The sequence below is a fragment of the Cytobacillus sp. S13-E01 genome (genome assembly GCF_029193815.1).
Classification (GTDB): Bacteria; Bacillota; Bacilli; order Bacillales; family Bacillaceae_L; genus Bacillus_BV.
Genome location: NZ_JARFVC010000023.1, coordinates 32,235 through 57,989 on the forward strand (window position 1 = coordinate 32,235; position 25,755 = coordinate 57,989).

27 protein-coding genes are annotated in these 25,755 nt (G+C 36.1%); 1 reads left to right on the forward strand and 26 read right to left on the reverse strand.

The window, feature by feature from the left end:
* Positions 1-65 precede the first annotated feature (65 nt).
* The 16 genes from pth to metG all read right to left on the reverse strand — a co-directional run bounded on the left by pth (position 66) and on the right by metG (position 15,325).
* Positions 66-626, reverse strand: a complete 561-nt coding sequence (gene pth / locus PY093_RS14230; RefSeq protein WP_275646521.1) for an aminoacyl-tRNA hydrolase — start codon at positions 624-626, stop codon at positions 66-68.
* 329 nt (positions 627-955) lie between these two features.
* Positions 956-1,582, reverse strand: coding sequence for a 50S ribosomal protein L25/general stress protein Ctc (locus tag PY093_RS14235; protein ID WP_275646522.1), 627 nt, complete (start codon positions 1,580-1,582; stop codon positions 956-958).
* 123 nt (positions 1,583-1,705) lie between these two features.
* Complete coding sequence (locus PY093_RS14240) at positions 1,706-2,659, reverse strand: ribose-phosphate diphosphokinase (RefSeq protein WP_275646523.1); 954 nt, start codon at positions 2,657-2,659, stop codon at positions 1,706-1,708.
* Positions 2,660-2,683: 24 nt separating this feature from the next.
* On the reverse strand, positions 2,684-4,063 hold the full coding sequence (glmU, locus tag PY093_RS14245) for a bifunctional UDP-N-acetylglucosamine diphosphorylase/glucosamine-1-phosphate N-acetyltransferase GlmU (protein WP_275646524.1): 1,380 nt from the start codon (positions 4,061-4,063) through the stop codon (positions 2,684-2,686).
* A gap of 216 nt (positions 4,064-4,279) precedes the next feature.
* Positions 4,280-4,570, reverse strand: a complete 291-nt coding sequence (gene spoVG / locus PY093_RS14250; RefSeq protein WP_275646525.1) for a septation regulator SpoVG — start codon at positions 4,568-4,570, stop codon at positions 4,280-4,282.
* Positions 4,571-4,793: 223 nt separating this feature from the next.
* Positions 4,794-5,171: a RidA family protein gene (locus PY093_RS14255; protein ID WP_275646526.1), complete on the reverse strand. Its 378-nt coding sequence runs from the start codon at positions 5,169-5,171 to the stop codon at positions 4,794-4,796.
* Positions 5,168-6,043, reverse strand: coding sequence for a pur operon repressor (gene purR, locus PY093_RS14260; RefSeq protein WP_275646527.1), 876 nt, complete (start codon positions 6,041-6,043; stop codon positions 5,168-5,170). Before purR ends, PY093_RS14255 begins: the two co-directional genes overlap by 4 nt.
* A 57-nt stretch (positions 6,044-6,100) precedes the next feature.
* On the reverse strand, positions 6,101-6,970 hold the full coding sequence (gene ispE, locus PY093_RS14265; protein ID WP_275646528.1) for a 4-(cytidine 5'-diphospho)-2-C-methyl-D-erythritol kinase: 870 nt from the start codon (positions 6,968-6,970) through the stop codon (positions 6,101-6,103).
* A gap of 305 nt (positions 6,971-7,275) precedes the next feature.
* Positions 7,276-7,455, reverse strand: coding sequence for a small, acid-soluble spore protein, alpha/beta type (locus PY093_RS14270; protein ID WP_275646529.1), 180 nt, complete (start codon positions 7,453-7,455; stop codon positions 7,276-7,278).
* A gap of 145 nt (positions 7,456-7,600) precedes the next feature.
* On the reverse strand, positions 7,601-7,870 hold the full coding sequence (gene veg, locus PY093_RS14275; RefSeq protein ID WP_275646530.1) for a biofilm formation stimulator Veg: 270 nt from the start codon (positions 7,868-7,870) through the stop codon (positions 7,601-7,603).
* A 361-nt stretch (positions 7,871-8,231) separates the two neighbouring features.
* On the reverse strand, positions 8,232-9,113 hold the full coding sequence (yabG, locus tag PY093_RS14280) for a sporulation peptidase YabG (RefSeq protein WP_275646531.1): 882 nt from the start codon (positions 9,111-9,113) through the stop codon (positions 8,232-8,234).
* 218 nt (positions 9,114-9,331) lie between these two features.
* Positions 9,332-10,219, reverse strand: a complete 888-nt coding sequence (gene rsmA / locus PY093_RS14285; RefSeq protein WP_275646532.1) for a 16S rRNA (adenine(1518)-N(6)/adenine(1519)-N(6))-dimethyltransferase RsmA — start codon at positions 10,217-10,219, stop codon at positions 9,332-9,334.
* Positions 10,220-10,774, reverse strand: coding sequence for a ribonuclease M5 (gene rnmV, locus PY093_RS14290; protein ID WP_275646533.1), 555 nt, complete (start codon positions 10,772-10,774; stop codon positions 10,220-10,222).
* 184 nt (positions 10,775-10,958) lie between these two features.
* Positions 10,959-12,161, reverse strand: a complete 1,203-nt coding sequence (locus tag PY093_RS14295) for a G5 and 3D domain-containing protein (protein WP_275646534.1) — start codon at positions 12,159-12,161, stop codon at positions 10,959-10,961.
* Positions 12,162-12,387: 226 nt separating this feature from the next.
* Positions 12,388-13,155 (reverse strand): TatD family hydrolase, encoded by a 768-nt coding sequence (locus PY093_RS14300; protein WP_275646535.1) that lies wholly within the window; start codon positions 13,153-13,155, stop codon positions 12,388-12,390.
* Between the two features lie 223 nt (positions 13,156-13,378).
* Positions 13,379-15,325, reverse strand: coding sequence for a methionine--tRNA ligase (gene metG / locus PY093_RS14305; RefSeq protein ID WP_275646536.1), 1,947 nt, complete (start codon positions 15,323-15,325; stop codon positions 13,379-13,381).
* Positions 15,326-16,037: 712 nt separating this feature from the next.
* Here metG and PY093_RS14310 point away from each other — a divergent pair.
* Positions 16,038-16,328 carry an AbrB/MazE/SpoVT family DNA-binding domain-containing protein gene (locus tag PY093_RS14310; RefSeq protein WP_275646549.1) on the forward strand — a complete coding sequence of 97 codons (291 nt, stop codon included), beginning with the start codon at positions 16,038-16,040 and terminating at the stop codon, positions 16,326-16,328.
* Positions 16,329-16,429: 101 nt separating this feature from the next.
* On the opposite strand, the gene rsmI is transcribed toward PY093_RS14310, so the two are convergent.
* The 10 genes from rsmI to PY093_RS14360 all read right to left on the reverse strand — a co-directional run bounded on the left by rsmI (position 16,430) and on the right by PY093_RS14360 (position 23,831).
* Positions 16,430-17,305, reverse strand: coding sequence for a 16S rRNA (cytidine(1402)-2'-O)-methyltransferase (gene rsmI, locus PY093_RS14315; RefSeq protein ID WP_275646537.1), 876 nt, complete (start codon positions 17,303-17,305; stop codon positions 16,430-16,432).
* Positions 17,274-17,570 carry a GIY-YIG nuclease family protein gene (locus PY093_RS14320; protein ID WP_275646538.1) on the reverse strand — a complete coding sequence of 99 codons (297 nt, stop codon included), beginning with the start codon at positions 17,568-17,570 and terminating at the stop codon, positions 17,274-17,276. The genes rsmI and PY093_RS14320 overlap by 32 nt, the downstream gene beginning before the upstream one ends.
* Positions 17,557-18,300 (reverse strand): tRNA1(Val) (adenine(37)-N6)-methyltransferase, encoded by a 744-nt coding sequence (locus PY093_RS14325; RefSeq protein WP_275646539.1) that lies wholly within the window; start codon positions 18,298-18,300, stop codon positions 17,557-17,559. The genes PY093_RS14320 and PY093_RS14325 overlap by 14 nt, the downstream gene beginning before the upstream one ends.
* 258 nt (positions 18,301-18,558) lie before the next feature.
* Complete coding sequence (gene yabA, locus PY093_RS14330) at positions 18,559-18,921, reverse strand: DNA replication initiation control protein YabA (RefSeq protein ID WP_275646540.1); 363 nt, start codon at positions 18,919-18,921, stop codon at positions 18,559-18,561.
* 13 nt (positions 18,922-18,934) lie between these two features.
* Positions 18,935-19,762 (reverse strand): PSP1 domain-containing protein, encoded by an 828-nt coding sequence (locus tag PY093_RS14335; protein WP_275646541.1) that lies wholly within the window; start codon positions 19,760-19,762, stop codon positions 18,935-18,937.
* Positions 19,755-20,759: a DNA polymerase III subunit delta' gene (gene holB, locus PY093_RS14340; protein WP_275646542.1), complete on the reverse strand. Its 1,005-nt coding sequence runs from the start codon at positions 20,757-20,759 to the stop codon at positions 19,755-19,757. Before holB ends, PY093_RS14335 begins: the two co-directional genes overlap by 8 nt.
* A 68-nt stretch (positions 20,760-20,827) precedes the next feature.
* The gene (locus tag PY093_RS14345) at positions 20,828-21,157 is read right to left on the reverse strand and encodes a cyclic-di-AMP receptor (protein WP_275646543.1); all 330 of its coding nucleotides are present in this window, start codon (positions 21,155-21,157) and stop codon (positions 20,828-20,830) included.
* Between the two features lie 158 nt (positions 21,158-21,315).
* Positions 21,316-21,942 (reverse strand): dTMP kinase, encoded by a 627-nt coding sequence (gene tmk / locus PY093_RS14350; protein ID WP_275646544.1) that lies wholly within the window; start codon positions 21,940-21,942, stop codon positions 21,316-21,318.
* Positions 21,943-21,954: 12 nt separating this feature from the next.
* Entirely contained in the window at positions 21,955-23,391 is a 1,437-nt protein-coding gene (locus tag PY093_RS14355) for an aminotransferase class I/II-fold pyridoxal phosphate-dependent enzyme (protein WP_275646545.1), read from the reverse strand.
* A gap of 236 nt (positions 23,392-23,627) precedes the next feature.
* Positions 23,628-23,831 carry a sigma factor G inhibitor Gin gene (locus tag PY093_RS14360; RefSeq protein WP_275646546.1) on the reverse strand — a complete coding sequence of 68 codons (204 nt, stop codon included), beginning with the start codon at positions 23,829-23,831 and terminating at the stop codon, positions 23,628-23,630.
* Between the last annotated feature and the right edge of the window lie 1,924 nt (positions 23,832-25,755).

The following is a 25,755-nucleotide window of genomic DNA, read 5'->3' on the forward strand; positions in this document are numbered from 1 at the left end:
GGCTTTTTTATTAGTATGAACCTTTTAAGGAAACTTTATTCATGCCCTTATACATAGTCTATAGATTAAGCATTAAATTCATTCATAACTTGTAAAAACTCTGTATTTAACCATTTTTCGCACGCTTTTGTGGATTGCTTTATAGAGTTTTCAATACCTGCTTTTTCTTCCGTCTCGAAACGACCAAGAACATAGTCCGTAATTTTCATTCCGTTTGTTGGCCTGTCCACGCCAATACGGAGCCGCTTAAAATCTTGGGTTCCTAAATGCTGAATCAGCGATTTAATCCCATTATGTCCACCAGCACTACCCTTTGTTCGTAGTCTAATTTTCCCTACCGGCAAATCAAGATCATCATATATAATAATTATATCTTCAATATCAATATCATAAAAGTCGATAAGCGGACGAACACACTCTCCAGATAAATTCATATAGGTTAGTGGTTTTACTAATAATACCTTTTCCCCGCCACAATGTCCTATACCATATAATCCATTGAATTTCGATTTATCTAATGCAATCTGTAACTCTGATGATAAGTCATCTATCACTTTAAAGCCAACATTATGTCTTGTTTCTTCATATTGTCTACCAGGGTTACCTAAACCAACAATAAGTTTCATTATTTCCCCCCTTATAAGAAAAGCGCAGGGCGCCCGCCTTTCGGCGACAAGCATAAGACGAGCCCTGACTGAAGGCGTTTTTTGCCTTCGGGAAGGGATTGGCTTATGACCTCAGGTCCGATGGCGCCCGGGCTAGACACTAAATCCAGGTGTAAAATTATTCCTTTTTTACTCCTCAAATAAAACTTTAGCCTTTATGAAGGGCTTTTTTCTAGATTAAGCTATGATGAAGGCCTAGTTTGACAAAGTTTAAACGTCATTTTTAGGTATATTTTTGCCTAAATGATTTACTTTGAAAAAGACGTAACCACTATAGGTTACGTCAAACCTTATCCTTGACTTGTTTCTCTTCCTTCTTCTGCTGCCGGTGTTCCTTCTTCTTGTTCTTCACCAGTATTTATTTCTTCTTCCTGTCTAGGTGCTAGGACAGAAGCAATGACTTCACTTTGTTCATGGTTAATTTCAAATTTCCCACCAGTCTCTATATCCCCTACCAAGACTGTTTGTCCAACTTCTACCTCTGAAACATCTACATCAAGCGTTTGAGGAATATTATTTGGTAAAGCCGTAATTGATAGTTGGTGAATTGACTGTTGCATTACTCCACCGTCTTTTACACCTATCGCATTACCAACTAAATGTACATTCACATCGACATCAACCTTAGTATTCATATTTACAATTAGAAAGTCTGCATGTACAAACTCACCTTTTAGAGGATCTTTTTGAATTTCATTTAACATAACTGAGTATCTTTCATTATTTACCACCAAATCAATAACACCATTACGCCCAGTTTCACGAATTGTTTTGATGAAATCTATACTATTGATAAATATTGGTTTACTATTATTATCACCATTTATGACCGCAGGGATATTTCCCTCTTCTCTTATTCTTCGCGTTGAAGAATTTTTAAAATCCGTTCGCTCTTTCGCTTCTAAAACTGTTACCATACAGTACACCTTCCTCTTTAGAAAATTATTTTCCATATAATAAACTCTCCCCTAAAACAAGAAGGTCTAAACCTATTTAATTATTTTTATAGAGTACTGTATGAAACATATGCAATTTTAGATTCAATCAAACAATGTACTTACTGATTGTTCTTCATGTACACGGATAATAGCTTCGCTAATTAATGGAGCTACTGATAACTGAATAATTTTATCAGTCAATTTATCTTCGCTTAAAGCGATTGAATTAGTCACAACTAACTCTTTAATTTTTGAATTTTCAATTCTATCAATGGCTGGCCCTGAAAGCACTGGATGTGTACAGCAAGCATATACTTCCAAAGCACCATTCTCTACTAGGGCATTAGCCGCAAGTGTAATTGTACCCGCTGTATCAATGATGTCATCAATTAAAATAGCCGTTTTTCCATCGATATTACCAACTATATTCATGACCTCTGCAACATTAGGTCTTGGACGTCTTTTGTCAATAATCGCGATAGGCGCTTTCAAACGATCTGCCATTTTACGTGCACGAGTAACTCCACCATGATCAGGAGAGACAATAACAATATCTTTCAAATTTTTATTTTCGAAGTAATCTGCTAAAATTGGTACGCCCATTAAGTGATCAATTAAGATATCAAAGAAGCCTTGAATTTGGGGTGCATGTAGATCAAGTGTGATTACACGGTCAGCTCCAGCAGTTTCCAATAGGTTTGCTACCAATTTAGCCGTAATCGGCTCACGAGCACGGGCTTTTCTATCTTGGCGGGCATATCCATAGTAAGGCATAACAATATTAATTGTTTTCGCTGAAGCACGCTTAAGTGCATCAATCATGATTAATAGCTCCATTAGGTGTTCATTAACAGGGGCACTTGTTGATTGAATAACGTATACATCACACCCACGGATACTTTCTTCGATATTAATCTGGATTTCACCATCACTAAATTGAGCAACTGAACATTTCCCGAGTTCCACACCAACTTCTTTAGCAATTTCTTCTGCTAAAGATGTATTTGAATTTAAGGTAAAGAGTTTTAATTTTGAATCACGATATTGATTAGGCATTTTATTGTACCCCTCCGTAAGCTATTAATCTTTAGTGTTTTTATTCAGTCGATCCACATAACCTTCTTTATTTACTTGACGAGCACGTGCGATTGATAGAGAATTACCAGGAACATCATTTGTTACAGTAGATCCTGCTGCAACATATGCCCCTTTACCAATGGTCACTGGTGCAATTAAATTGGAATTACAGCCAATAAAAGCCCCGTCCTCAATTTTGGTTAAATATTTATTTTTCCCATCATAATTTACTGTAATCGAGCCACATCCTAGGTTTACGTCAGAACCTACCTCAGCATCACCGATATAGCTTAAATGAGATGCTTTACTACCTTTTCCGAAGATTGATTTCTTCACTTCGACAAAGTTTCCGATTTTTACCTCATCACTTATCGTCGAAGCTGGACGGATATGCGCAAACGGGCCAATCGTTACATCATTTCCAATACTACTATCATGTGCAACTGAATGACGAATAACCGTTTTTTCACCGATACTACAGTTTTTTATCTCTGTATTTGGGCCAATTTCACATTGAGATAGAATGGTGGTATTTCCTTTAATAACTGTTCCGGGGTATATAGTTGTATCCTGTTGAATTATAACATCAGATGAAATGTATGTATTTCCTGGATCAATGATTGTTACACCATTTAACATATGCTGCTTGTTTATGCGGTGCTTCATAATTTGTTCTGCTTGTGACAATGCAAAACGATCATTTACCCCTAACGTTTCTTCAAAAGAATCAGTTTGGAATGCAGATACAATTTCATCTTGCTTTTTAAGAATCTCAATTACATCAGGTAAGTAATATTCACCTTGGACATTGTCATTTGATACATTATTAAGTGCTTGGAATAATAACTTATTATCAAAGCAATATGTACCAGTATTTATTTCATTTATTGTTCTTTCCTGCTCATTAGCATCTTTGTGTTCAACAATTTTTTGAACATTGCCTTCCTTGTTACGAATTACTCTTCCATAACCAGTAGGATCACTTGCATTCGCTGTTAAAATAGTTGCTTTTGCACCTGTCTCCTCATGATGTAACAAAAGCGCTTCCATCGTCTTTGAGGTGATAAGGGGCGTATCTCCACAAACAACAAGGGTAACACCCTCTTTATCTGAAAGATTGCTAGACGCTTGCATAACAGCGTGAGCAGTACCCAACTGTTCCTCTTGAAGAACATATTCACACTGTTCGCCAATTTGGGATTTCACTTTATCAGCGCCATGACCGACAACAATCACAAGTTTTTGTAGTGAAAGCATTGAAACTTGATCTACTACATGCTGTACCATTGGTTTATCACAAACAGGATGAAGTACTTTATATAATTTTGATTTCATCCTCGTACCTTGCCCAGCAGCCAAAATAACTGCATATCTATTTGTCATTTTTAGGCCTCCATCTAACCTTTTTATCCACTACGAATATATCTTAAATGGAGAGCTATTTCAAGGAAACAATTAAAGAAAGAAGTATTTGTATAATGGTAATTACCTGTTGGAGGCGTGTAACTAGGTCTAAAATGGGGATTATCTGTTTTTTATTATACCATAAAAAAGAGCCTAATTCTTATGTAGGCTCTCTGATGTATTGGGTATTTTATTTTATGAAGCTCCAGCTTCTTCGAATTCTACCTCTAATTCACCAAGTCGTTGGTATTCGGCTAAGACAGCATCTTGGATTTTTCCGCGTGTGCTAGAATTGATTGGATGTGCGATGTCACGGAACTCACCATCCGGGGTACGTTTGCTGGGCATTGCAACAAATAGGCCATTATTACCATCTATTACACGAATATCATGTACAACAAACTCATGATCTAGTGTAATTGAAGCAATTGCTCTCATACGTCCTTCAGTATTTACGCGGCGTAATCTTACGTCAGTTACTTCCATTTTTGTTCACCACCTTTTCCTAAAATAGAAAAACGCAAAAACCAGCATAAAATAAGGTACTAGGTTTTCAAGCGAGTTTCTTAACTATCAGATTTTTTATGTAGTCTGATAATTTGAAAACTTAGTTAAGTTATTCAACGTATTTTTGCATATTCCTGCTAATTCGGAAAAGTTTTTTAAAAAAATTGATAATTTTTGGATAAATAATAAAAAACGAGTGAAATTACGCTTTTATTAGTGCAACTACCTCAATTTCAACAAGTGCATCCTTTGGGAGTCTTGCTACTTCAACAGTAGACCTTGCAGGTTTATGGTTCCCAAAATATTCACCATAGACTTCGTTAAGTTGGCCAAAATCATTCATATCCTTTATAAACACAGTTGCTTTTACCACAGAATCTAAAGATGCGCCAGCTTCTGCTAAAACAGCTTTAAGGTTTTCAAATACCTGTATAGTCTGTTCCTTAATATTCCCACTTACCATTTCACCAATAGGGGTTAACGGTATTTGCCCAGAACTATAGAATAAGTTATTAACAACAATTCCTTGTGAATAAGGTCCTATTGCCTGTGGGGCATTTTTTGTTTCTACAAACTTCATTCTTCTTCCTCCTCCATTTTGGGGTTATCCCCTGCAAGTTCTTCAATATTTTTCAAATATGAAAAATAGTTCCCTTCACTAACCTGAATTCGCTTTTCTTTTACATCTACATCAGTTAGTTTCACTAATGAGATGTATTCATCGACGAGACGTTCCTCGATATCTTCTGCCTCAACCAGAACACCGATACCTGCTACATTTGCCTTGAACTCCTCAAGCATGCTTATCATTCCGTTTATTGTCCCACCAGCTTTCATAAAGTCATCAATGATTAAAACATCAGAGCCTTCATTCAAGCTTCTCTTAGCTAGCAACATCGTCTGTATTCGTTTCGTAGAACCAGATACATAGTTAATACTAACAGTTGACCCCTCAGTTACTTTACTATCGCGTCTTACTATTACAACCGGAACATCTAGGTACCTAGCAACAGCATATGCTATTGGGATGCCTTTAGTTGCCACTGTCATAACAACATCAATCTTGCGGTCTGAATACACAGATGCATAAAGTCGGCCAATCTGATTTACAATACGTGGATCACCCAAAATATCTGTTAAATAGAGATAGCCTCCAGGAAGTAATCGGTCAGGCTTAGCAATTAATTCATACAGTACACGGATAAAGTCTCTTGCTTCTTCTTCGCTCACATGTGGTATGTATTTCACACCACCAGCAGCACCCGCTATTGTTTGTAAAGTGCCTATACCCTGCTGTTCAAATGTTTGTTTAATAATGACTAAATCTTCACTAATAGATGATTTGGCAGAGTCATATCTATCGGCGAAGACAGTAAGTGAAATTAAATGGCGTGGGTGTTGCAGCAAGTAGTTCGTCATATCTACAAGCCTACTACTACGACGAAATTTCATTGTACTACCTCCCGAAAATCCGAATGTTTTTATCAATTCTAACATTATTATACGGATTTAATCAAGGTGATTTCGTTCTCCTATCATACGGACAGCAAAAACCTGATCACAAAAACCACGTAAGCCGTTGCAAATTCGGTGCATTCTTGACTCGTGCTCAACGAGTCCAAATACAGTCGGACCACTACCACTCATTAAAACAGCGTCAGCGCCAAAACGTTTCATTTGGTCTTTTATATGGGCAACCTCAGGATACATCCTTAATGTCACATCTTCTAAAACATTGCCGACACGGTTACAAATTCCATCATAATCTTTTGATTGGATAGCTTGTACCATTCCTTCTACATCCGGATGTTGTACTTTCTCGAGCTTAAGATTTCGATAAACATCTGCTGTAGAAACACCTATACTTGGCTTTGCAAGTACAACCCAACAATGAGGAGGTGCACTAATATGCTCAACCTTTTCTCCACGGCCAGTAGATATTGCCGTTCCACCGTAAACACAAAATGATACGTCAGAGCCAATTGCAGCACCAATCTCAGCTAGTTCATCTACGCTTAAACCAATTTCCCATAGCTTATTTAATCCTCGAAGGGTCGCTGCCGCATCACTACTTCCACCAGCAAGTCCTGCAGCTACTGGGATTGTTTTGGTTATTGAGATAGCAACACCACGCTTAATACCAAATCGTTTCTTTAATAAGCTTGCGGCCTGGTATGCAAGATTTCGATTATCATCTGGTACAAAACGATTATGCGAAATAATTTTGATAGTATCAGTTTCAAGTTCATACAATTCAATACGATCTGCCAAGTCGATTGTAGTCATAATCATCTTGACTTCGTGATAACCATCAGGGCGTTTATGTAGCACATCTAACGACAAATTAATTTTCGCCGGTGCCTTTACTAATAGCCTCAAGTCTTTTCACCTACTTTTACCTTCAAATATATACCCACATTGTACCATAAATTTATTTAAGGTAGTATCACGTCCATCAGTGACGTTTTCAATGCTTTTTTGAGTCAGGCCACTCTTCGTCAGAAAGAGTATATAATTCATAGGGCCAGCCCACGTCCTGTGACCAACATCGACACCAGCACATCCAATGCAAGTCAAGCATAAGCCAAAGATAATTCGACACCTACTTAGGAAGGTGTCGAATTATCCCAACAAATAAAAGCCGAAGCTTTTCGCTTCGGCCGCCGTAGTCATCTGAATTTATATTATTTATTACCATCAGAAAGTTGTTGCTGCGCAAGCTCTACTGCACGTTTCACCATGTTTCCTGCGTCCCTCGAGCGGATTCCTCCCCAACCGTCCTTTTGAACGGTATCATAGAAGCCTAAATCCTTGGCTAGTTCTTCCTTGAATTGATGAGACATAATACCTTGACGTCTACTCAAGTCAAACAACTCCTTCTTGGTTGCTACGACAATTATTAGTATTCTAAGGAGTATAGTAAATTATAAGCACCTAATATATCCTTTTTATGATATATCATGCAACGGTTTATAGCGTTTTAAAAATAAAAAAAGCAGCAAACACTGTCTACTGCCCACTTATCGCCATATTCCCAGATGTTTCTTCAAAGAATGTTAATTGTACAGTTTCCGTTAGTACGTCAGCATAGCTATACGAGACGCGCTCAAACGAATTTTCATCTTGGTCTAATTCAACCACAAATACGGAAGGATACGTTTCTGAAAGTACTCCTGAACGCTCAATTGTCTTTCTTCGGCCACCATTTGCCTTTAGAGTTAATCTTTTTCCAAGATTTACATCTAAAGTTCTTTTGATATCCAACAAAGTTTTTGCCATATCACTCCACCTCACTACTAACAATATACCACAATTTATAAATTAAGTCAAACAAAACTAAAATTATAACAGTGATACAAAACGATTGTCAATGACTTTTTTACTACAAATTTCTTAGCACATCTACAAATATTTTGCACCAATTTTTAATAATTATGTTATAAATATCATATTTCTCTATTTTTCTTCAGGATACTGTCGAATTCTGTTAATTAGGTAGGTGTTTAAGATTAATAATTATAGTTTTGTAAGCAAATTATAGCGCACTTGGATTCTGGCTAATAACCAAAGATATCAACCTTTATCTTCTTAACCTTGAGAAAAAGTCCACTAATGAGTCATGTCATTAGTAGACGATTGGCTAGTCATCATTATTTTTTTTAAACGGCATACCCGTTCTTAGTACCCCGCGCGTTTCAACTCCACCCAGGCCTTTGTCTCCTGTCAATGTATTCCGCAATACATCCCACACATTTATTCTTTCTACGAAAGGAGTAAAACTAATTTTCGCAACAATATATACAGGATCTAGTGCATGAATATTGACCCTCGAAGGCGAACTTGCAAAATTTGCACCTGCTCGTATTAGTGATTCAAAGTGGGACTGACAAGCCCCAGCGAAAATCACTAGGTGATCTAAGTGAGGTACCTTTCTTCTTGCCTGTCTAACCGTTTGGGCAAAATGTTTTGAATGGCGGTATGCCTTTAATTCAGACTTCTTCCCTTTTGATTTAGAATAAGCATCATGACCGGTAATCACTAAAATATCTGGACGAAATTCGTCAATTAAATCTCCTACTCGTTCAGACATCTCCTTTTCATTACAATGCACACCATATACAGGCACACCTATTTTTTCATATAAAGCTAAACATTTCTTCAAATATAAAGGATCTCCATCAATATGAAGTACCCTGCCTGGAATTTGAAAGTAATCTTGGTCATTGCTATATCCATTTGTTGCATGGTATTCATTTTTTTGACGGATTAAATGATAATCCTGTCGAAATAATCGAAATGACTTCTCAAGTAAATCATCATCCTTTTGTTTACGAACCTTCTTTTCTCTTTCATCTACTACTACCAAATCTCCGTAGAGAGAATCAGCTATCAATCTTACCTCCTCACCATATAAAATGGCCATTTTATCTCCGTTACTTTCTTCTTTAAGGTCAATCACTCGGAAAATTAAATCACAATTATATGACTTACGGGCAACTATGTCTCCCACTTTTATGTCCATGTCTCTTCACTCCAAATTTAGAGTCATTACAGCTATGTCTACAGTTTTCACCTAATTTGCAGACAACTCCACACGATTCATCCTTAAATAGCCTATGCAACTATGCGTTTCAAGGTGAAAATTATTGTGAGTTACGAGCTAGAATATGGAGGAAATTGGTATGGTTGGAAATAATTCAATGTGTAGAATACTTTCTTGCCTAAAAAAAAAGACCTAATCTAGGCCTTTTTATACACTGATACATATAGTTGATCACTCAATTTAGCAAATTCCTCAATAGATAATGTTTCCCCGCGTCTTCTTGGTTCTATTTCAACCTCCGCTAATGCACGTTCAATCTGTTCTTTATTTTCTTTTCCATTAGGAAGATTGCTTGTTAAATTGTTTAAGATTGTTTTTCTTCGCTGCGCAAAGGATGCTCTTATCAACTCAAAGAAAAATTTCTCATTTTGAACTTCGGCTGCTGGCTTATCTCTTTTCGTAAGCCTTATAACAGCAGAATCAACATTTGGCTGCGGAACAAAGACTGTCCTCGGAACAGTCATCACCGTTTCTGCCTCCATATAGTATTGGATTGCAATGGAAAGTGATCCATACTCTTTTGTGCTCGGTTTAGCTGCAATACGGTCAGCCACCTCTTTTTGAAGCATTACAACGATGCCTCTGACTGGCAGATGGTCTTCTAGTATCTTCATAATGATTGGTGTGGTTACGTAATAGGGCAAATTTGCTACTACCATGATATCAGCTACGTCATTAAGCTCAGCATTTATAACTTCATTTACATCAGCTTTTAATACATCATTATGAATGACATGAACATTTTGATAGGGTGCTAAAGTATCTCTTAAAATCGGTAGCAGTCGTTGATCTATTTCAAACGCTACAACCTTTTTTGCTCTCTTGGCAAGCTGTTCGGTTAATGCCCCAATTCCTGGGCCAATTTCAATCACACCACTATTTTCGGTAAGGTTCGCATGATCCACAATCCGATTTAAAATATTGGTATCGATTAGGAAGTTTTGACCTAAACTCTTTTTAAATGAGAAGCCGTATTTTTCTAAAATTGTTCTTGTTCTAATTGGAGTTGCAATATCTTTTATCACTTAATTTTCCCCCTGTAGAACTTCAGTTAATGCTGAATCAAATGTTTCTTTTGATATCTGAAACATTTGTAAACGTTTATGTAATTGCTTGCCGTTAGTATACCCAATTTTTAATATTGCACCTAATCTTTCTCGTCTTTCCTTAGACTTGGGACCGCCAATTAAACCCGCATTCACTAAATCTTGAAAATCTACTTCACCTTCAAACTCTTCTATTTCTTGCTTTACCTCTTCTAAGGCCTGTCGTATTACTTCAATCGAGGCATGTTCTACACCAAGCCCTTTGCCTGATTTAGCAATAGCCTCTTTTTTATGTATGAAAGCATGCTTACAACCTGGAACAGCTTCTGAAATTATCTTACGAATTCTTTCACCTGGATAATCAGGATCTGTAAATATAATGACACCTCTTTTTTCTTGGGCAAGCCTGATACGTTCAATCGTATCTTTGTTTATTGCAGATCCATTAGTCTCCAATGTATCAGCGTCTACTGCTCTCTTTATTTTGACTGTATCATCTCGTCCCTCTACCACAATAATTTCTTTTATTTTCATTTTTTCCTCCAAGTATGAAACTTTCTACATATGTCATTCGTCTAATGGGTTAGATAAGTGATTTAATAAAGTTCTCACATAGTTTTATGTATATAGCTCTAACATGTTAAGCGGGCACCCTACACTTTTCTTATTATAACGAAAAAAACAGAGGAAATAAAATTCCTCTGTAGGCATATAGTATTTATTCTAAAATTTTAATTTTTACTTTTTTACTTCCCCAACGATATGCCTCTGCTTTTGTTGGAAAAAATACATCAATTTTATTTCCTTTAATTGCTGAACCGGTATCTCCAGCAATCGCATAGCCATAGCCTTCTACATATACTTTAGTGCCTAGCGGAATAACACTTGGATCTACCGCAATCACTTTTATATTTGGATTAGCACGTAAGTTAATACCTGTAGCTGTTCTGCCAGAGCATCCGTTACAATAAGCAGTAAAAGCTGTAGATGAGACATAGAATTCTTTTACAAGAGTCCCATTTTCATTCCCACGAGAAACCTGACGTTGAAGCTGTTTTATCCCTACTGCAACTACCCTATCTTTACTTTTTTGTAATGTGTCTGTTTTTAGTAGTTTTCTAGATACCTCTTTGCCATTTTCTAAAACCACTTCAAAATGCTTTGCAATTTTACCTTCTGTCCCGGCATTAATTACTTTTTGCTTACCCTTTTCTATAGAACTGTCATTTTTCGTTACAACTGCATAAGCGACTGATTCTTCCACTACATCGGTGACTTTTTCTATGCGTACGACTCTAACAACACTATCCTTCTGGATGGCCGCGTCCATTGCTGGCTCGACTCGATCTAGTTCATTAAGTGTTATTTCCTGTTTTTCTAAAAAGTCAGCGACAGTAGTCGAAGTTGACCAAACCTGCTGTTTTGTTCCACCGACATCCAGTGTAAGTTGAAATGCTCTTTCAACCTGAACTGTAATATCTTTAGTAATTTCAGCATCCATTCCCGGCTCTATTTTATCATATTCATTTAATTCTACATTTTCTTTTACCAAAAGATCTTTGACAGTATCGACTGTCGTCCATACTGTTGTTTCCTTGTCATCAATCACAAGCTTTACCGGCCTGGCTGCTTCATAGATAATCTTCATATCATCCATTACGACTGCATCTTGTGAATGTGATAAATAGTCTTCTGAACGGACATCAATTTCATAGTTTTCTAGAATTTCAGCAACTGTGCTTGCATGTGTCCTTATTACCTGTTCCTCACCATTAAGTGATAGGGCAACTGTTTCCTTAGAAACCTCATACGCAGCATATCCTGTTCCAGCAGTTGCGAATGCTAGGAAACTACTAACAGAAATTATGAATCTTTTTTTGCTCATTGACTCGGAAAACAGCTTTTTCATGTTTTGTAGCACGATGAAAAACGCCTCCTTCTCTCGGACAGATTATATAAAGTATCTTACTTTCTGTCAACCCCATCCTTTATAATTTGGTTTGCATACATCATTATCCTAAATTTTCTGTTAAAAGGAAAGGAGAACTTGTCGACAAAGATATATATGAATTTAAAAAGACATGTAGAACTTTTTCTATTCATAAACAATTAGGACAAGCCCCTTCATTAACTGACAAAATTTACTATCATTTTATGTCGAATAATCTCCGTGCATTGTCGGAAGTTTTTTGTGCAAGCTCTTCAAAAGCAACACCCTTTAATTCAGCAATTTGTTCAGCAACTAATTTTACATAACTCGGTTCATTGCGCTTACCTCTGAACGGATGTGGTGTTAAATAGGGACAATCCGTCTCTATCAACAATCGTTCTAAAGGAATTTCAGCAGCAACTTCTTTCGGCTGTTTTGCATTTTTAAAGGTAACAGGACCACCAAAGGATATATAGAAGTTCATATCAATACATTGCTTCGCTATCTCTTTGCTACCGGTGAAACAGTGCATAATCCCGCCAACTTCACTTGCTTTTTCTTCCATTAAAATATCAACAATATCTGCAGTAGCATCACGGTTATGAATGACAATAGGTAACTTCACCTTTTTTGCTAATGCAATTTGTTTTCTAAATACCTCTTTTTGAATTTCTTTCGGTGATTTATCCCAGTAATAATCTAATCCCATTTCACCTAAAGCCACTACCTTTGGATGGGCTGCCAATTCTTCAATCCAGTTTAAATCTGCATCTGTCATATCAATCGCATCAACAGGATGCCACCCTATAGTCGCATAAATAAATTCATATGTATCCGCTAATTCAATCGCTTTTGTGATCGTCGCTCTATCAAATCCAACAACTACCATTGTTGAAACACCCGCAAGCTTTGCACGATCAATTACTTCTTCGAGGTCCTCTTCAAATTGTTCTGCATTTAAATGTGTATGTGTATCAATAAGCATAGATCTGCCTCCATTTATTTATTGATAAGAAAAGCGCAGGGCGCCCGCCTTTCCGCGACAAGCATAAGACGGTTCCATTAAGAAGGTGGTTTTTCCTTCTTAATGGAACCGTCTTATGACCTCGAGTCGATGGCGCCCGGAGCTAGACACTAAAACTAGGTTCAAATTTTTATGCTTTCTTATCTTTCTTAGAAAGGGCTGATTTATCATCTGCCCATTGTCTTTATTTCACTTTTGCCCCATTTGGAAGATTCTCAGCAACTGTAGCTAATGTTAATTTCCCATCTTCTGAGCCTGCTAAAATCATACCTTGAGATAATTCACCACGAAGTTTAACCGGCTTTAGATTTGTTACACAAATAACTTTTCTTCCTACTAAATCTTCAGGCTTATAGTACTGCGCAATTCCCGATACAACCTGTCGTTTTTCATAGCCAAGATCCAACTGGATTTTTAATAATTTATCTGTTTTTTTTACAGGCTCTGCATGAATAACTTCAGCCACTCGTAAGTCTACCTTCATAAAATCATCAATTGTAATTTCTTCTACAACGGGAACTTCCTTTTTCTCTTCCTGTTGCGTGGATGACCCTTGCATCTGTAGTTTGATATATTCAACCTCATCAGCTGTCTCAAGTCGTGGGAAAATCGGGTCACCTTTAGATACCATCAACCCTTCTAATTTGAGACCAAACTCGGACATGCTTTCCCATGTTTTAAACTGTTCATCTTGAATTCCCAATTGATCAAAGATTAAACCTGGTGTTTTGGTTAAAAAAGGCTTCAGCATGACTGCGGTAAAACGCAGGGATTCAACTAAATGTGACATAACAGAGCCTAGTTCACCTCTATTAGCTTCATCCTTTGCAAGAATCCAAGGCTGGGTTTCATCAATGTATTTATTTGTTCGACTAATTAGTTGCCATAATGATGTCAATGCAATTGAAAATTCCATATTCTCCATCGAGTGTTCGTATTTACCTACTGTATCCTTGGCAACCTGAACTAACTTATCATCAAATTCAGTATGTGAACCTGTATAGGCTGGAATTTCCCCATCAAAATATTTACCTATCATGGCAACCGTTCTATTTAATAAGTTTCCTAAGTCATTTGCTAGATCATAATTAATTCTTTCGACAAAGCCTTCTGGCGTAAATACACCATCAGACCCGAATGGGACTTCTCTTAGTAAATAATAACGTAACGCATCCAGTCCATAGCGATCAATAAGGGTGACAGGATCAACAACATTTCCTTTTGATTTCGACATTTTTCCATCTTTCATTAATAGCCATCCATGTGCAAAGACTTTTTTAGGTAAAGGTAAATCTAATGCCATCAGCATAATTGGCCAATAAATAGTATGGAAACGTACAATTTCTTTACCGACAAGATGCACATCTGCAGGCCAATATTTTAAATACTTTGTATCATTGTCCGTTCCATACCCAAGAGCAGTAATATAGTTTGATAGTGCATCAATCCATACATAAATGACATGCTTTGGATCTCCAGGTACTTTTACTCCCCAATCAAATGTAGTCCTTGAGACAGCTAAATCTTCTAATCCAGGCTTTATAAAGTTGTTGATCATTTCATTTTTTCTAGACTCGGGTTGAATGAACTCCGGGTTTTCTTCATAATATTGCAATAGTCGATCTGCATACTTACTCATTTTAAAAAAATATGATTCTTCTTTTACCTTCTCAACAGAGCGATTACAATCAGGACAATTACCTTGTTCTAATTGTCTTTCCGTATAGAATGATTCACAAGGGGTACAATACCATCCCTCATATTTATCTAAATAAATATCACCTTGATCAAGAAGTTGCGAAAAAATCTTCTCCACTATTTCTTTATGGCGAACTTCTGTTGTACGAATAAAATCATTATAGGATATATCTAGTTTTCTCCATAGATCTTGAATTCCAGCAACAATATCATCAACATATTTTTGAGGTGAAACACCATCTTCTTCTGCTTTACGTTGTATCTTTTGACCGTGTTCATCAGTACCTGTTAAATACATTACATCATAACCACGTAGTTTCTTATAGCGCACCATCGCATCACCCGCTACCGTCGTATATGCATGACCAATATGTAATTTACCACTTGGATAATAGATTGGTGTCGTTAAGTAAAACGTTTTTTCCTCTGCCATCGTATTCCCTCCTAAATATCAAAAAGTAGACAGTCCCAGCCAATACCGATTGAGAGCGTGACTACTATATTTTCTAAAATTCCACCTAGTTTTGGTGCCTAACTCGGGACGACTGCGCTTTTCTTAAAAGATAAGAAATTATAAAAGTTTGTACCTAGTCTTAGTGTCTAGCTCCGCGCGCCCTGCGCTTTTCTTACGTAGCTAACGAGTAAACGTAGGCATAAATTAGTTGATTACATACCTCTTTTACGCATCTTTCAACCTATAAGTTCTTCATAATTTCATCATATCCTCTTATATCAACAAAATATACCTGTATTATAGAAGTTATGTCAACTGATGTCATATAGTTTAGCTTGTTTTACGATGGTAACCTAAAATATTTTTAAACTATATTCCATTATGTAAATACTACCAGTTTATTTTTTGTCGAATATTTATTGTTTTTTGTCGAATTGCCTGTATAATAATATCTAGAAAAGATTTGAAAAAAAGTTATGAACTGTATAATGTTTTTTACATAATTTTCTATTATAAAATCAGTAATAGCAATGATGTTAGTAACGAAATAGACGAAAATTAAAAAATATGTAAAGTTTTGCAACTAAATTATTGACGTTTATTGGAAATGTTGTTATTATAAAAGCATAATTATTTTGTCGAATAATGACGAAAAAGATAGATATTTGTACTATATATTTGGGAGGAGAACATTAAAATGAAATCTACAGGTATTGTTCGTAAAGTTGACGAGTTAGGACGCGTGGTTATCCCAATCGAACTACGTCGTACATTAGGAATTGCTGAAAAGGATGCTCTAGAAATTTATGTCGATGATGACCGAATCATCTTAAAAAAATATAAGCCCAACATGACATGTCATGTTACTGGTGAAGTTTCAGACCATAACATTACTCTTGCTGGTGGTAAAATAATACTAAGCCGTGAAGGTGCTGAACAAATTCTTGAAGAAATTCAAAACAACTTAGAATTTGCGAAATAATACTTTTACCAAAAAGCTTCTCATAGCCATTGTGCTAGAGAAGCTTTTTTTAAATAAAAGAAAGGATAAAATTCGAACAAAGTTATGCGCCCTGCGCTTTTTTAATCCACATGAAATTCTTGGTATATATCTCGTTTTGGTACCTTGCGATCTATTGCTACTTGCTTAATGGCATCCTTTGATTTAAGTGATTTTGTATTGATGTAATAATTTACATGATCAACTATTGTTATCTCATCCCACCAATTACTTTCAGGAATACTATCACTTTCATTTGCCCCTTCAAGCAAAAGACAAAATTCACCTCTTACATTCTCTTCATTTGCCCATTCAATAACATCTTCAATGTCACCACGGATAAATTCCTCAAATTTTTTCGTTAATTCCCTTGATAACGTAACCTTCCTGTTACCTAAAACTTCTGAAATCGTTTGGAGAGTTTCTTTTAATCTGTGGGGTGACTCATAAAAGATAATCGTATCCTGGATGTACTTTAATTTCTCAAGCTGTTTTCGTTTGTCCCTTTTTTGTCGATTAAGAAAACCGTAATAATAAAAGTGATCCGTTGGAAGTCCAGAAGCTATCAGTGCAGTTAATGCTGCATTTGCGCCCGGTAATGGAACGACATGACATTTTTCCTCTAAAGCCTGTTGGACTAATTCGTAGCCAGGATCTGAGATCGTTGGCATGCCAGCATCACTTACAATAGCGACATCTCTGCCTTCCCTCAGCACTTTAATCAGTTTTGAACCACTAACTTCCTTATTATGCTCATGATAGCTTGTAACATGCGTCTCAATTTCAAAATGATTACACAGTTTTTTTGTTTGTCTAGTATCTTCAGCTGCTATAAGATATACTTCCTTTAATATTCGAATAGCACGGAGAGTCATATCCTCTAGATTTCCAATTGGAGTTGGAACTAAGTAAAGAATTCCCCAATCATTATTTTTTTGAAAACTCTTCTGCTGCCACATCAATTTCTGACACCTCTCTTATAAGAAAGTTTTCCTTCTGCTTGCGATTAAATTTTTTAAAGCGTATTTCAGCTTTTAAAGCTTCACTCTTTGTTATAAATTCTTTTGCAAACAATAATTCAACAGGTCCTCTTCCTCTTGTGTATTTAGCACCTTTACCCTGATTATGTTTTGTAATACGCTGTTTAATGTTATTCGTATATCCTGCATAAAAGGTACCGTCACGACATTCTAAAACATAGAAATAATGGCTATTTTTTTCCATAAAGAATCGTTTGAAGCTCCTTCGTATAGTCATTATCCTCATTATATACAATTAGAGGTGGTAATATCTTAAGGTCAGGCCTACCTCCTTTTATTCCTTCTATTAAAAGAGTGTTGGACTCCTTACCTAACTTAGGATAAACAAACTGAAGACGCTTAGGTTCAATTCTATATTTTCTCATCAACGTTACAATATCAAGTAGACGTCCTGGTCGATGGACAAACGCTACTTTCCCACCTTGCTTAACAAGCTGACTACTTACTCGAATGACATCCTCTAATGTACAATATATCTCATGCCGCGCTATCGCTAAATGCTCATTTTTATTCATTTCTTCTTGATTAGGAGTCGGAAAATACGGTGGATTACAGGTAACAATATCATACTTACCATGCCCCAATTCCTGCGGCATATCTTTGATATCCCCATGAATAATCCCAAGACGGTGATCTAATTGATTATATTCAATGCTCCTCTTCGCCATATTGTAAATTCTCTCTTGAATTTCAACTCCGGTTACCATACCATTTGTTCTTTGACTTAAAAGTAGTGGAATCACCCCATTGCCTGTGCATAAATCAAGCAGATTCCCCTTTTGTATTGGAACATAAACAAATTTCGCTAAAAGTACAGTATCTAGTGAAAAAGCAAATACAGAAGGACTTTGGATAATACGAAGGTTCTCCCCTAATAAATAATCTAAACGTTCATCATCATATAGTTCTACCATTACTTTGTTTTCCTTTCATATAGAGCACTTTTCTAAAACTTTTTTTATGTAAAAAGGATAAGTCATAAATTTTCCACAGGGTAACAAACAGTAATTCATGTAAAAACAAATACCTAATACTAGTGTGTCATTTTTTGGGCTAGAAAATCATAACGCTTAGAATAGCGTAGGGAGCCAGGTGCTAGAAACCTATACTTTGTTCATATTTTATACTTTCATATAATTTAAAAAATGGACCTTTCTTTAGAAAAGGTCCAATTACTTTTTATTTAAAAAGGAAAGGCAAAACAAACAATCTCCGTCTCTTCGAACACTTCCATAATGGACGTTACAGATATGGAAACCTTCTTGATAAAGTCTTGCAAGATTGTCATAGCCCTCCCCAATATCCATCGCTTTAGCTTCTTCGCTATGTTCAGCAGATTTTTGCCCATCTTTAGCATTATTACGAACAGATGATTGATTAAGGCGACGGCGTAAATGCTCATTTTCAATCATTAAATTATTGTTTTCTTCAAGCAGTTGTCCAAGATGTTGTTTTAGCTCACCTAATTGTCGATATAAATGGCCGATTTGTTCTTCCATGCTACTAACAGATTCAAAGATTTCTTTTTTTTCCATGTTATCCACCTCATTAATCTGTTGCTTGAATAGATACAGCTCCTTCTTTATTTAATTCTTCCCATGAAAACTCAACGGTGCGCTCTCCATCACCTAAATCAATTTGAAGTACTCTTTCTAGTATATTCAAGCCTACTACTCGTCCCTTTCCGATAGGGGTTACGATTGACTCTCCGATATCAGGTAACTGTTCTTTTGCTGATTCATATTCATCATTTTCATATTTAAGGCAGCACATTAAACGGCCACATAAACCAGAAATTTTAGTAGGATTTAACGAGAGGTTTTGATCTTTTGCCATTTTGATTGACACTGGTTCAAAATCACCTAAAAAAGTGGAACAACACAGCATTCTTCCACAAGGGCCAATTCCTCCAAGCATTTTAGCTTCGTCTCTAACTCCAATCTGACGCAACTCAATTCTTGTACGGAAAATTGCCGCTAAATCTTTTACAAGCTCTCTGAAATCAACTCTACCGTCTGCTGTAAAATAGAAGATCACTTTATTGCGATCAAATGTATATTCTACATCAACTAGTTTCATATCTAAACCATGTTCTGTCACTTTTGAAATACAAGCCTCATAGGCCTCTTTTGCAGCATGTTTATTCTCATCAACAATCATTCTATCTTTTTGGTCAGCAATACGCATCACCTTTTTAAGAGGTAAAACAATATCATTTTCACCAACCTGTTTTTTATTTATGACAACTTTACCAAATTCAATTCCACGAACTGTCTCTACAATGACATATTCACCATCTGGAATGGTTAATTCATTTGGATCAAAGTAATAGATTTTACCCGCTTTTTTGAAGCGTACACCAACTACATCATACAAGCTCTAACCCCTCCTGCAATTTAAATACCAATTGCTCCATCAATAAATGTGGATTCATGTTGGTGTTTAAGCGTCTTTTTGCTTCTAATATTGCCTCTATTTGATCACAGATCCGTCTTCCTGAAGTTTGAAGGGCCTGTTGTTTTAATTGCTCGATTTGGTCGCTATAGACGATCTTTTCGTCATTACCAAATTGAATATATAATAAATCTTTATAAATGAGTAATAATAAGTCTAAGCCTTGAATTAGTTCTTCTTTCGCTTTAAAGTGTGAAAGCCACTTATCTTGTATAAAAAAAAGCGCATGACTTGGCCTATTTATTAGTACTTCATATAATTGTAACACTATTTTTCGTGACTGTGCAAACGAATCATCCTTGCACAAATTAATCGCTTCATCAATATTATTAGTCATATAAGCAACAAGCGCAGAAACCGGTAAAGGATTTCCTAATTCTTGTAGCTGATTTGCTATTACAATAGGTGTTAATGGACGAAACGATAGTATTTGGCAACGTGAAAGAATCGTATTAAGGATTCTATGTTGCTGCTCTGTTAGTAGTATAGCAACAGTTTGCTTGTTTGGTTCTTCTAAAAACTTAAGTAAACTATTTGCTGCATTAGAAGTCATTTTATCTGCATGCTCAATAATATAAAGCTTTTTATTTGATTCAACACCCGTTTTTGAAAATTCCTCCTGCAGGGCCTGAATTTGGCCCTTCTTAATCGAAAGTCCATCAGGCTCAATAATATGAACATCAGGATGGTTTCTTGAAGTAATCCTACGGCAATTTGAACAATCATTACAAGGCTTACTACCATTACTATTTAAGCAAAAAAGACTTTTAGCAAACAGTAAACTCACTTCTTTTTTTCCTGTTCCACGGCTACCTTCAAATAAGTAGGCATGGGAAACACGCCCTTTTTGAAGACTTTTTTCAATCATTTTTAGAACAGTAGGCTGATACTGTTCTAGCTGTTCCCATGTTTTTGCCACGATTATCACTCTTTCGTATTACATAAAATCTTGACTAACCTAATTATTCCTCCATCAAAACTCTATCGTTAAAATTGGTGGAATTGATCAATAGGAAGAACAAACACTGTAGCACCGCCTACTTCTACTTCTACTGGGTATGGCACATAGGAATCAGCATTCCCACCCATAGGTGAAATCGGAGCAACTAACTGATCACGATGCTTACAATTATCTTTAATGATTTGTAAGGCACGATCAACACGTATTTCCTCAGTTCCTATCATAAACGTAGTATTTCCTGATTTAAGAAACCCACCTGTACTAGATAGCTTTGTGGCACGAAAATTATTTTCTACCAAAGCTTGCAACAATCGATTACTGTCTTTATCTTGGATGACTGCAAGTATTAATTTCATTGTTTCAGCCTCCTTATATTTTAACATTATTTAATGAATACTTCATTTTACGTTTATTGGAAACAAATTGTTAATCAATGTTACCTTCTATTATAACAAGAATTGTCCAAACTGTAAGAAAAACCTCAAAAACCTAAAGATTTTTGAGGATAGTTTGTTCATCTGAGCTGAGATTCAATAATTTGTTTCACTTGTTTAAATACCTCTTCTAATGATTGGTCTGCATCCACCACTGTAATTCGCTCTTTAAAACGGTCAGCCAATAAGTGATAACCCTGATGAACTTTCTCATGAAATCCGATTGTTTCTAAATCCAAACGATTTACTTCCCTGTCTTGATTTTTATAAATTCTTTCCATTCCCTTATCAGGGCTAATCATAAATAAAAGGGTAAGGGAGGGCATCATATTCTCGATTGCAAATTGGTTAATTGACAAAACCTCGTCAACACCAAGTCCTCGGGCATGTCCTTGATAAGCAAGAGAGCTATCAATAAAACGGTCACACAATACTACTTTTCCTTCATTTAATGCAGGTATTACCTTTTCGGCTAAATGTTGTCGACGAGCCGCAGCATATAACAGAGCCTCCGTCCTACTATCCATCGCTGTATTTTCTTTATCAAGAATGACTGATCGAATTTGCTCTGCAATTGCAATGCCACCAGGCTCTCTAGTAGAAATAACATCTATGCCTTGTTTTTGTAGCTCATTTTCAATAAGCCTTAAAATAGTTGTTTTGCCAGCTCCCTCTGGGCCTTCAAACGTTATAAAATAACCTGCCACCGCTCATTCTCCTTATGTGAAAACTTCTAATGAATTATTTAAAATGGATGTACTTCCTTGAAATTTTGAACCACTTCTTTTAAATGCTAGTAGCAAATCAATATGTTCATTTGTAATTTTTTCACCTATTACCAGCATGGGGATTCCAGGTGGATAGGGAGTGACCATTTCTGCCGCTATTTCCCCAATCGACTCTTTAATAGGAACAATTTTTTTATTGTAGCCTTTTAGCTCTTTATATTGAATCGCTAACTCTGAGATTTTAGTCGCATTTGAAGGTAGGTCAATATAAGTATAATTTGTTTGATTACAACTCGGTATATCGCTTATTGATTCCTTGATTTTATTAAACGTATGCTGATGATATTGTTCTTTTGACAAAGCTAATACAAAGAGAATATTGTTTGGATCTGCAAGCTCAGTATATACTCCTCTACTTTCAAATCTCCTCTGAAGTTCATATCCTGATAAATTAAACTCATTTTGAACAACAACCTTTAATATATCCTGTTTGAATGTCCTATCGGTTGATTGAACAACCTTCAAACCATCAATTCGCTGAATATCTTCTTTAAAGGAAATAGCCTGTTCCTTTATTAAGCTAAAATCTTTAGCATTTAGGGATGCTAAATAATGTCTAGCTAAATCCAGTGATACCATAATAGGGTATGAGGGACTACTTGATTGTAACATCTGAAGATAGTATTTAAGTCGCCTAAGGTTAATTAATTCACTATTAAAATGTAAGTATGAACCCATTGTCAGCGCAGGTAATGTTTTATGGGCTGAATGTACAACAATATCTGCACCATACTCAATTGCTGACGAAGGGAATAGAGTAGACTTAAAGTGAGCTCCATGTGCTTCGTCAACCAATACGGCCATTCCATTTTTGTGTGCTAGCTTTATAATATTGGATAAATCTGCCGCCATGCCGTAATAATTGGGATTTGTAAGCAGCAAAGCCGTTGCTTTTGGATATCGTTTAAGAGCTTCTATAACTGTCTTTTCAGAAACACTAGATGCTACTTTTACATTTGAATCATACTCCGGAGCTAAGAAAACAGGCTTAACACCCGCTAACTGAAGTCCATTCATAATCGACTTATGAGAATTCCGTTGAACCAGCACTGTTTCACCTTCGCCACATGCTGCAAGAATCATTGCTAAATTCCCAACCGTTGATCCATTCACTAAAAAAAAACTTTCCTTCACGCCATACAATTGGGCTGTCAATTGTTGTGCCTGTAAAATAGCCCCTTCAGGATCATGTAAATCATCCAATCCTGAGATCTCTGTCATATCTAGCTTCATTATAGACTCAAAATCTAGATAACCTTCCTGAGAAAAAACCATTCCTGATTTATGACCAGGCACATGAAAAGATATAGGATCATTCTTCAAATGATTTACTAATGCTGAATATAATGGGGTATGTAATTGATTCATAACGGCACATTCCTTTTACTTTTAGCTTTTCCTATTATAACAGGAAAGAAACTTGAATGTAAGAAAAGCGCAAGGCACGCCCGGTGCTAGAAATAAAAATAAGATGGAAATTTTATACATTCTTACCTTTTAATAAGAAAAGCGCTAGGGCGCCCGGAGCTAGACACTAAAACTAGGTTCAAATTTTTATACTTTCTTATCTTTTAAAAAAAGGTCCAGAAAAAGGACCTTTAAATCTATGAATATATCTCAGGTGTTGTTACCTTTTTTAGTTGTGATAAGTAATAGTGATACTTAGGATCATTGGTTTCTGTTTGAATCATATCTCTTTCACATTCAGTACAGATAAACTTTGTGTACAGGTGTATGCCTCTATATTTACTCTGTTCACATATTACACACGTTTCCCCAATATTCTTTTTTGCAATGAGTGAATTCATCTGCCTCCACCTCCATACACTTATTTTGTCCAAGTTATCTAAAGTGTATACACAATTTTAAATTTAATGAACAGTAAATATGGCTGTTTTTAGCCAAATTAAACTTGTAATAACTCGGTAAATTTTATCTTTACATATTACTCTATGAAAAACTTTACCCTGTGTGTCTGTCTAGTTTAAGAATGTTTTAGTTTTCCTTAGCAAAGGTTCACAGTACTAGTCATTGCTATGTACTTTAGTGGGATAGCATTGGGTTTTTTTAAATTAGATCTTTTCTATTTCCGTTAATTTTTCAAGCCAAATCAAGTTTAACCAATCAATTTGCATTATCTAAGTTTGTGAATTCCTCTAATAATAGGCGGCTCAATTAAGTTGCGAATTGGCTCGTTTTTCAGTTGCGAAAAAAAGAACCAGCTATAAAAGTAAGTAGTTCCGTTAAGTGGAGACACATACTAAATAGCATATAATAATTAGCAGACCAAATAACATATGATTTGGTCTTTCTTATTCCTTGTATATCAACATTATTGGACTTTAACATATGAATTATAATATGAAGTCGCAACCCAAATAACACACTGACAACAACTATTGACAACGTGTTAATCACTGTGTTAATTGGAATGATTTTTACTATGTTGATTTGGTAAACCTAAAAGATAATTGTAATTTTATGTTAAAATAAATATTGAGATTGTGAAATAATGTTCTGTGCGAAACGTTTCCTTATAAGTGCCAAAGCACGAAATAGGAGAATTGCTGAAAAAGCAATTACAACTGATTAATCAACACTCGGAATGAAGGCCGTCATGTTGAGCTGAAACTATTTGTCTGATACTCCTACATGCACGGAACGGTAGTAGCCTGAATAATTAGTGGATCTAGAATAAAAACTAGGTCTATTTTTATCATAACAGCCAAGAAGAACCCCTCCTCAAGGAATGTGAAGGGCTTTAGCCAATGGGTAGGGTGGGGATGAATCGCCCTCGGACAAGGGATAGCATTAGCTGTTTCAATTGTCCGAAATAAAAGGGAGTGACATAACACCTGAAAATAGTTTTGCAAAGGTAAAAGCAAATGCTGCGAAGTTTAAACTTCTCATGATTTTGGCAGGCCCGCTTATCGGCGCGTCGATTAAATCCCACCACGTCCTGTGGCGAACATCGACATTAGCACATCCTGTGCAAGTCAAGCATAAGACGGTTTATTCAAGAAGGTGGATTTGCCTTCTTAAAGGAAATGGCTTATGACCTCAGGTCCGATGGCGCCCGGAGCTAGACACTAAAACTAGGTACAAACTTTTATACTTTCTTATCTTTGAACATAGACGTGCAATCTGACAACAGATTTGACACCTCTTTGACACCCATAAATAAAAATAAAGAGCGAACCCTCAAGGACCAAGAGATGAGGGAATCAGCATGGTTTAATAAATAAGCGGAGAAATTTCTCTTAATTACGAAATAGCACTTAAAATAGCTTAAATAGACGGAGGAATTCCGACTATTTACACAAAAAACGTCAAAATGGATCATTTTGCATTACTTAAGCGGAAAACCTCCGCTTATATACCCCGAACCAAGCCTTATTACGTAATTTAACCGGAAAATCTCCTCTTATTTTAACTATATCACTGGTTACTAAATTTAGGAGATGACTTCTGATGTATTGGAAATGTGTAAGAATTGACATCCCAATTGACACTTAATTTTGAGTGTCCAACAAGCATTGTCCTTTAAATTTATTTTGTCATTAGTGGTTTTATTTACTATAAGTGGTATTATAAATCCCTATATAAATCGAGTAGAGTGAACGAATCAGAAGATTGATTCGTTCGACCCTCTCACACCACCGTACGTACGGACCCGTATACGGCGGTTCAATAATTTGAGTGTACAAACTGGTATTTTGCGGATATATCCAT

Coding starts and splice junctions, on each gene's coding strand:
- pth (WP_275646521.1), bottom strand. CDS start 626: ATGAAACTTATTGTTGGTTTAGGTAACCCTGGTAGACAATATGAAGAA.
- PY093_RS14235 (WP_275646522.1), bottom strand. CDS start 1,582: ATGGTAACAGTTTTAGAAGCGAAAGAGCGAACGGATTTTAAAAATTCT.
- PY093_RS14240 (WP_275646523.1), bottom strand. CDS start 2,659: ATGCCTAATCAATATCGTGATTCAAAATTAAAACTCTTTACCTTAAAT.
- glmU (WP_275646524.1), bottom strand. CDS start 4,063: ATGACAAATAGATATGCAGTTATTTTGGCTGCTGGGCAAGGTACGAGG.
- spoVG (WP_275646525.1), bottom strand. CDS start 4,570: ATGGAAGTAACTGACGTAAGATTACGCCGCGTAAATACTGAAGGACGT.
- PY093_RS14255 (WP_275646526.1), bottom strand. CDS start 5,171: ATGAAGTTTGTAGAAACAAAAAATGCCCCACAGGCAATAGGACCTTAT.
- purR (WP_275646527.1), bottom strand. CDS start 6,043: ATGAAATTTCGTCGTAGTAGTAGGCTTGTAGATATGACGAACTACTTG.
- veg (WP_275646530.1), bottom strand. CDS start 7,870: ATGGCAAAAACTTTGTTGGATATCAAAAGAACTTTAGATGTAAATCTT.
- yabG (WP_275646531.1), bottom strand. CDS start 9,113: ATGGACATAAAAGTGGGAGACATAGTTGCCCGTAAGTCATATAATTGT.
- rnmV (WP_275646533.1), bottom strand. CDS start 10,774: ATGAAAATAAAAGAAATTATTGTGGTAGAGGGACGAGATGATACAGTC.
- PY093_RS14300 (WP_275646535.1), bottom strand. CDS start 13,155: ATGCTTATTGATACACATACACATTTAAATGCAGAACAATTTGAAGAG.
- metG (WP_275646536.1), bottom strand. CDS start 15,325: ATGGCAGAGGAAAAAACGTTTTACTTAACGACACCAATCTATTATCCA.
- rsmI (WP_275646537.1), bottom strand. CDS start 17,305: ATGTGGCAGCAGAAGAGTTTTCAAAAAAATAATGATTGGGGAATTCTT.
- PY093_RS14320 (WP_275646538.1), bottom strand. CDS start 17,570: ATGGAAAAAAATAGCCATTATTTCTATGTTTTAGAATGTCGTGACGGT.
- PY093_RS14325 (WP_275646539.1), bottom strand. CDS start 18,300: ATGGTAGAACTATATGATGATGAACGTTTAGATTATTTATTAGGGGAG.
- yabA (WP_275646540.1), bottom strand. CDS start 18,921: ATGGAAAAAAAAGAAATCTTTGAATCTGTTAGTAGCATGGAAGAACAA.
- PY093_RS14345 (WP_275646543.1), bottom strand. CDS start 21,157: ATGAAATTAATACTTGCAGTCATCCAAGATAAAGACAGTAATCGATTG.
- PY093_RS14355 (WP_275646545.1), bottom strand. CDS start 23,391: ATGAATCAATTACATACCCCATTATATTCAGCATTAGTAAATCATTTG.
- PY093_RS14360 (WP_275646546.1), bottom strand. CDS start 23,831: ATGAATTCACTCATTGCAAAAAAGAATATTGGGGAAACGTGTGTAATA.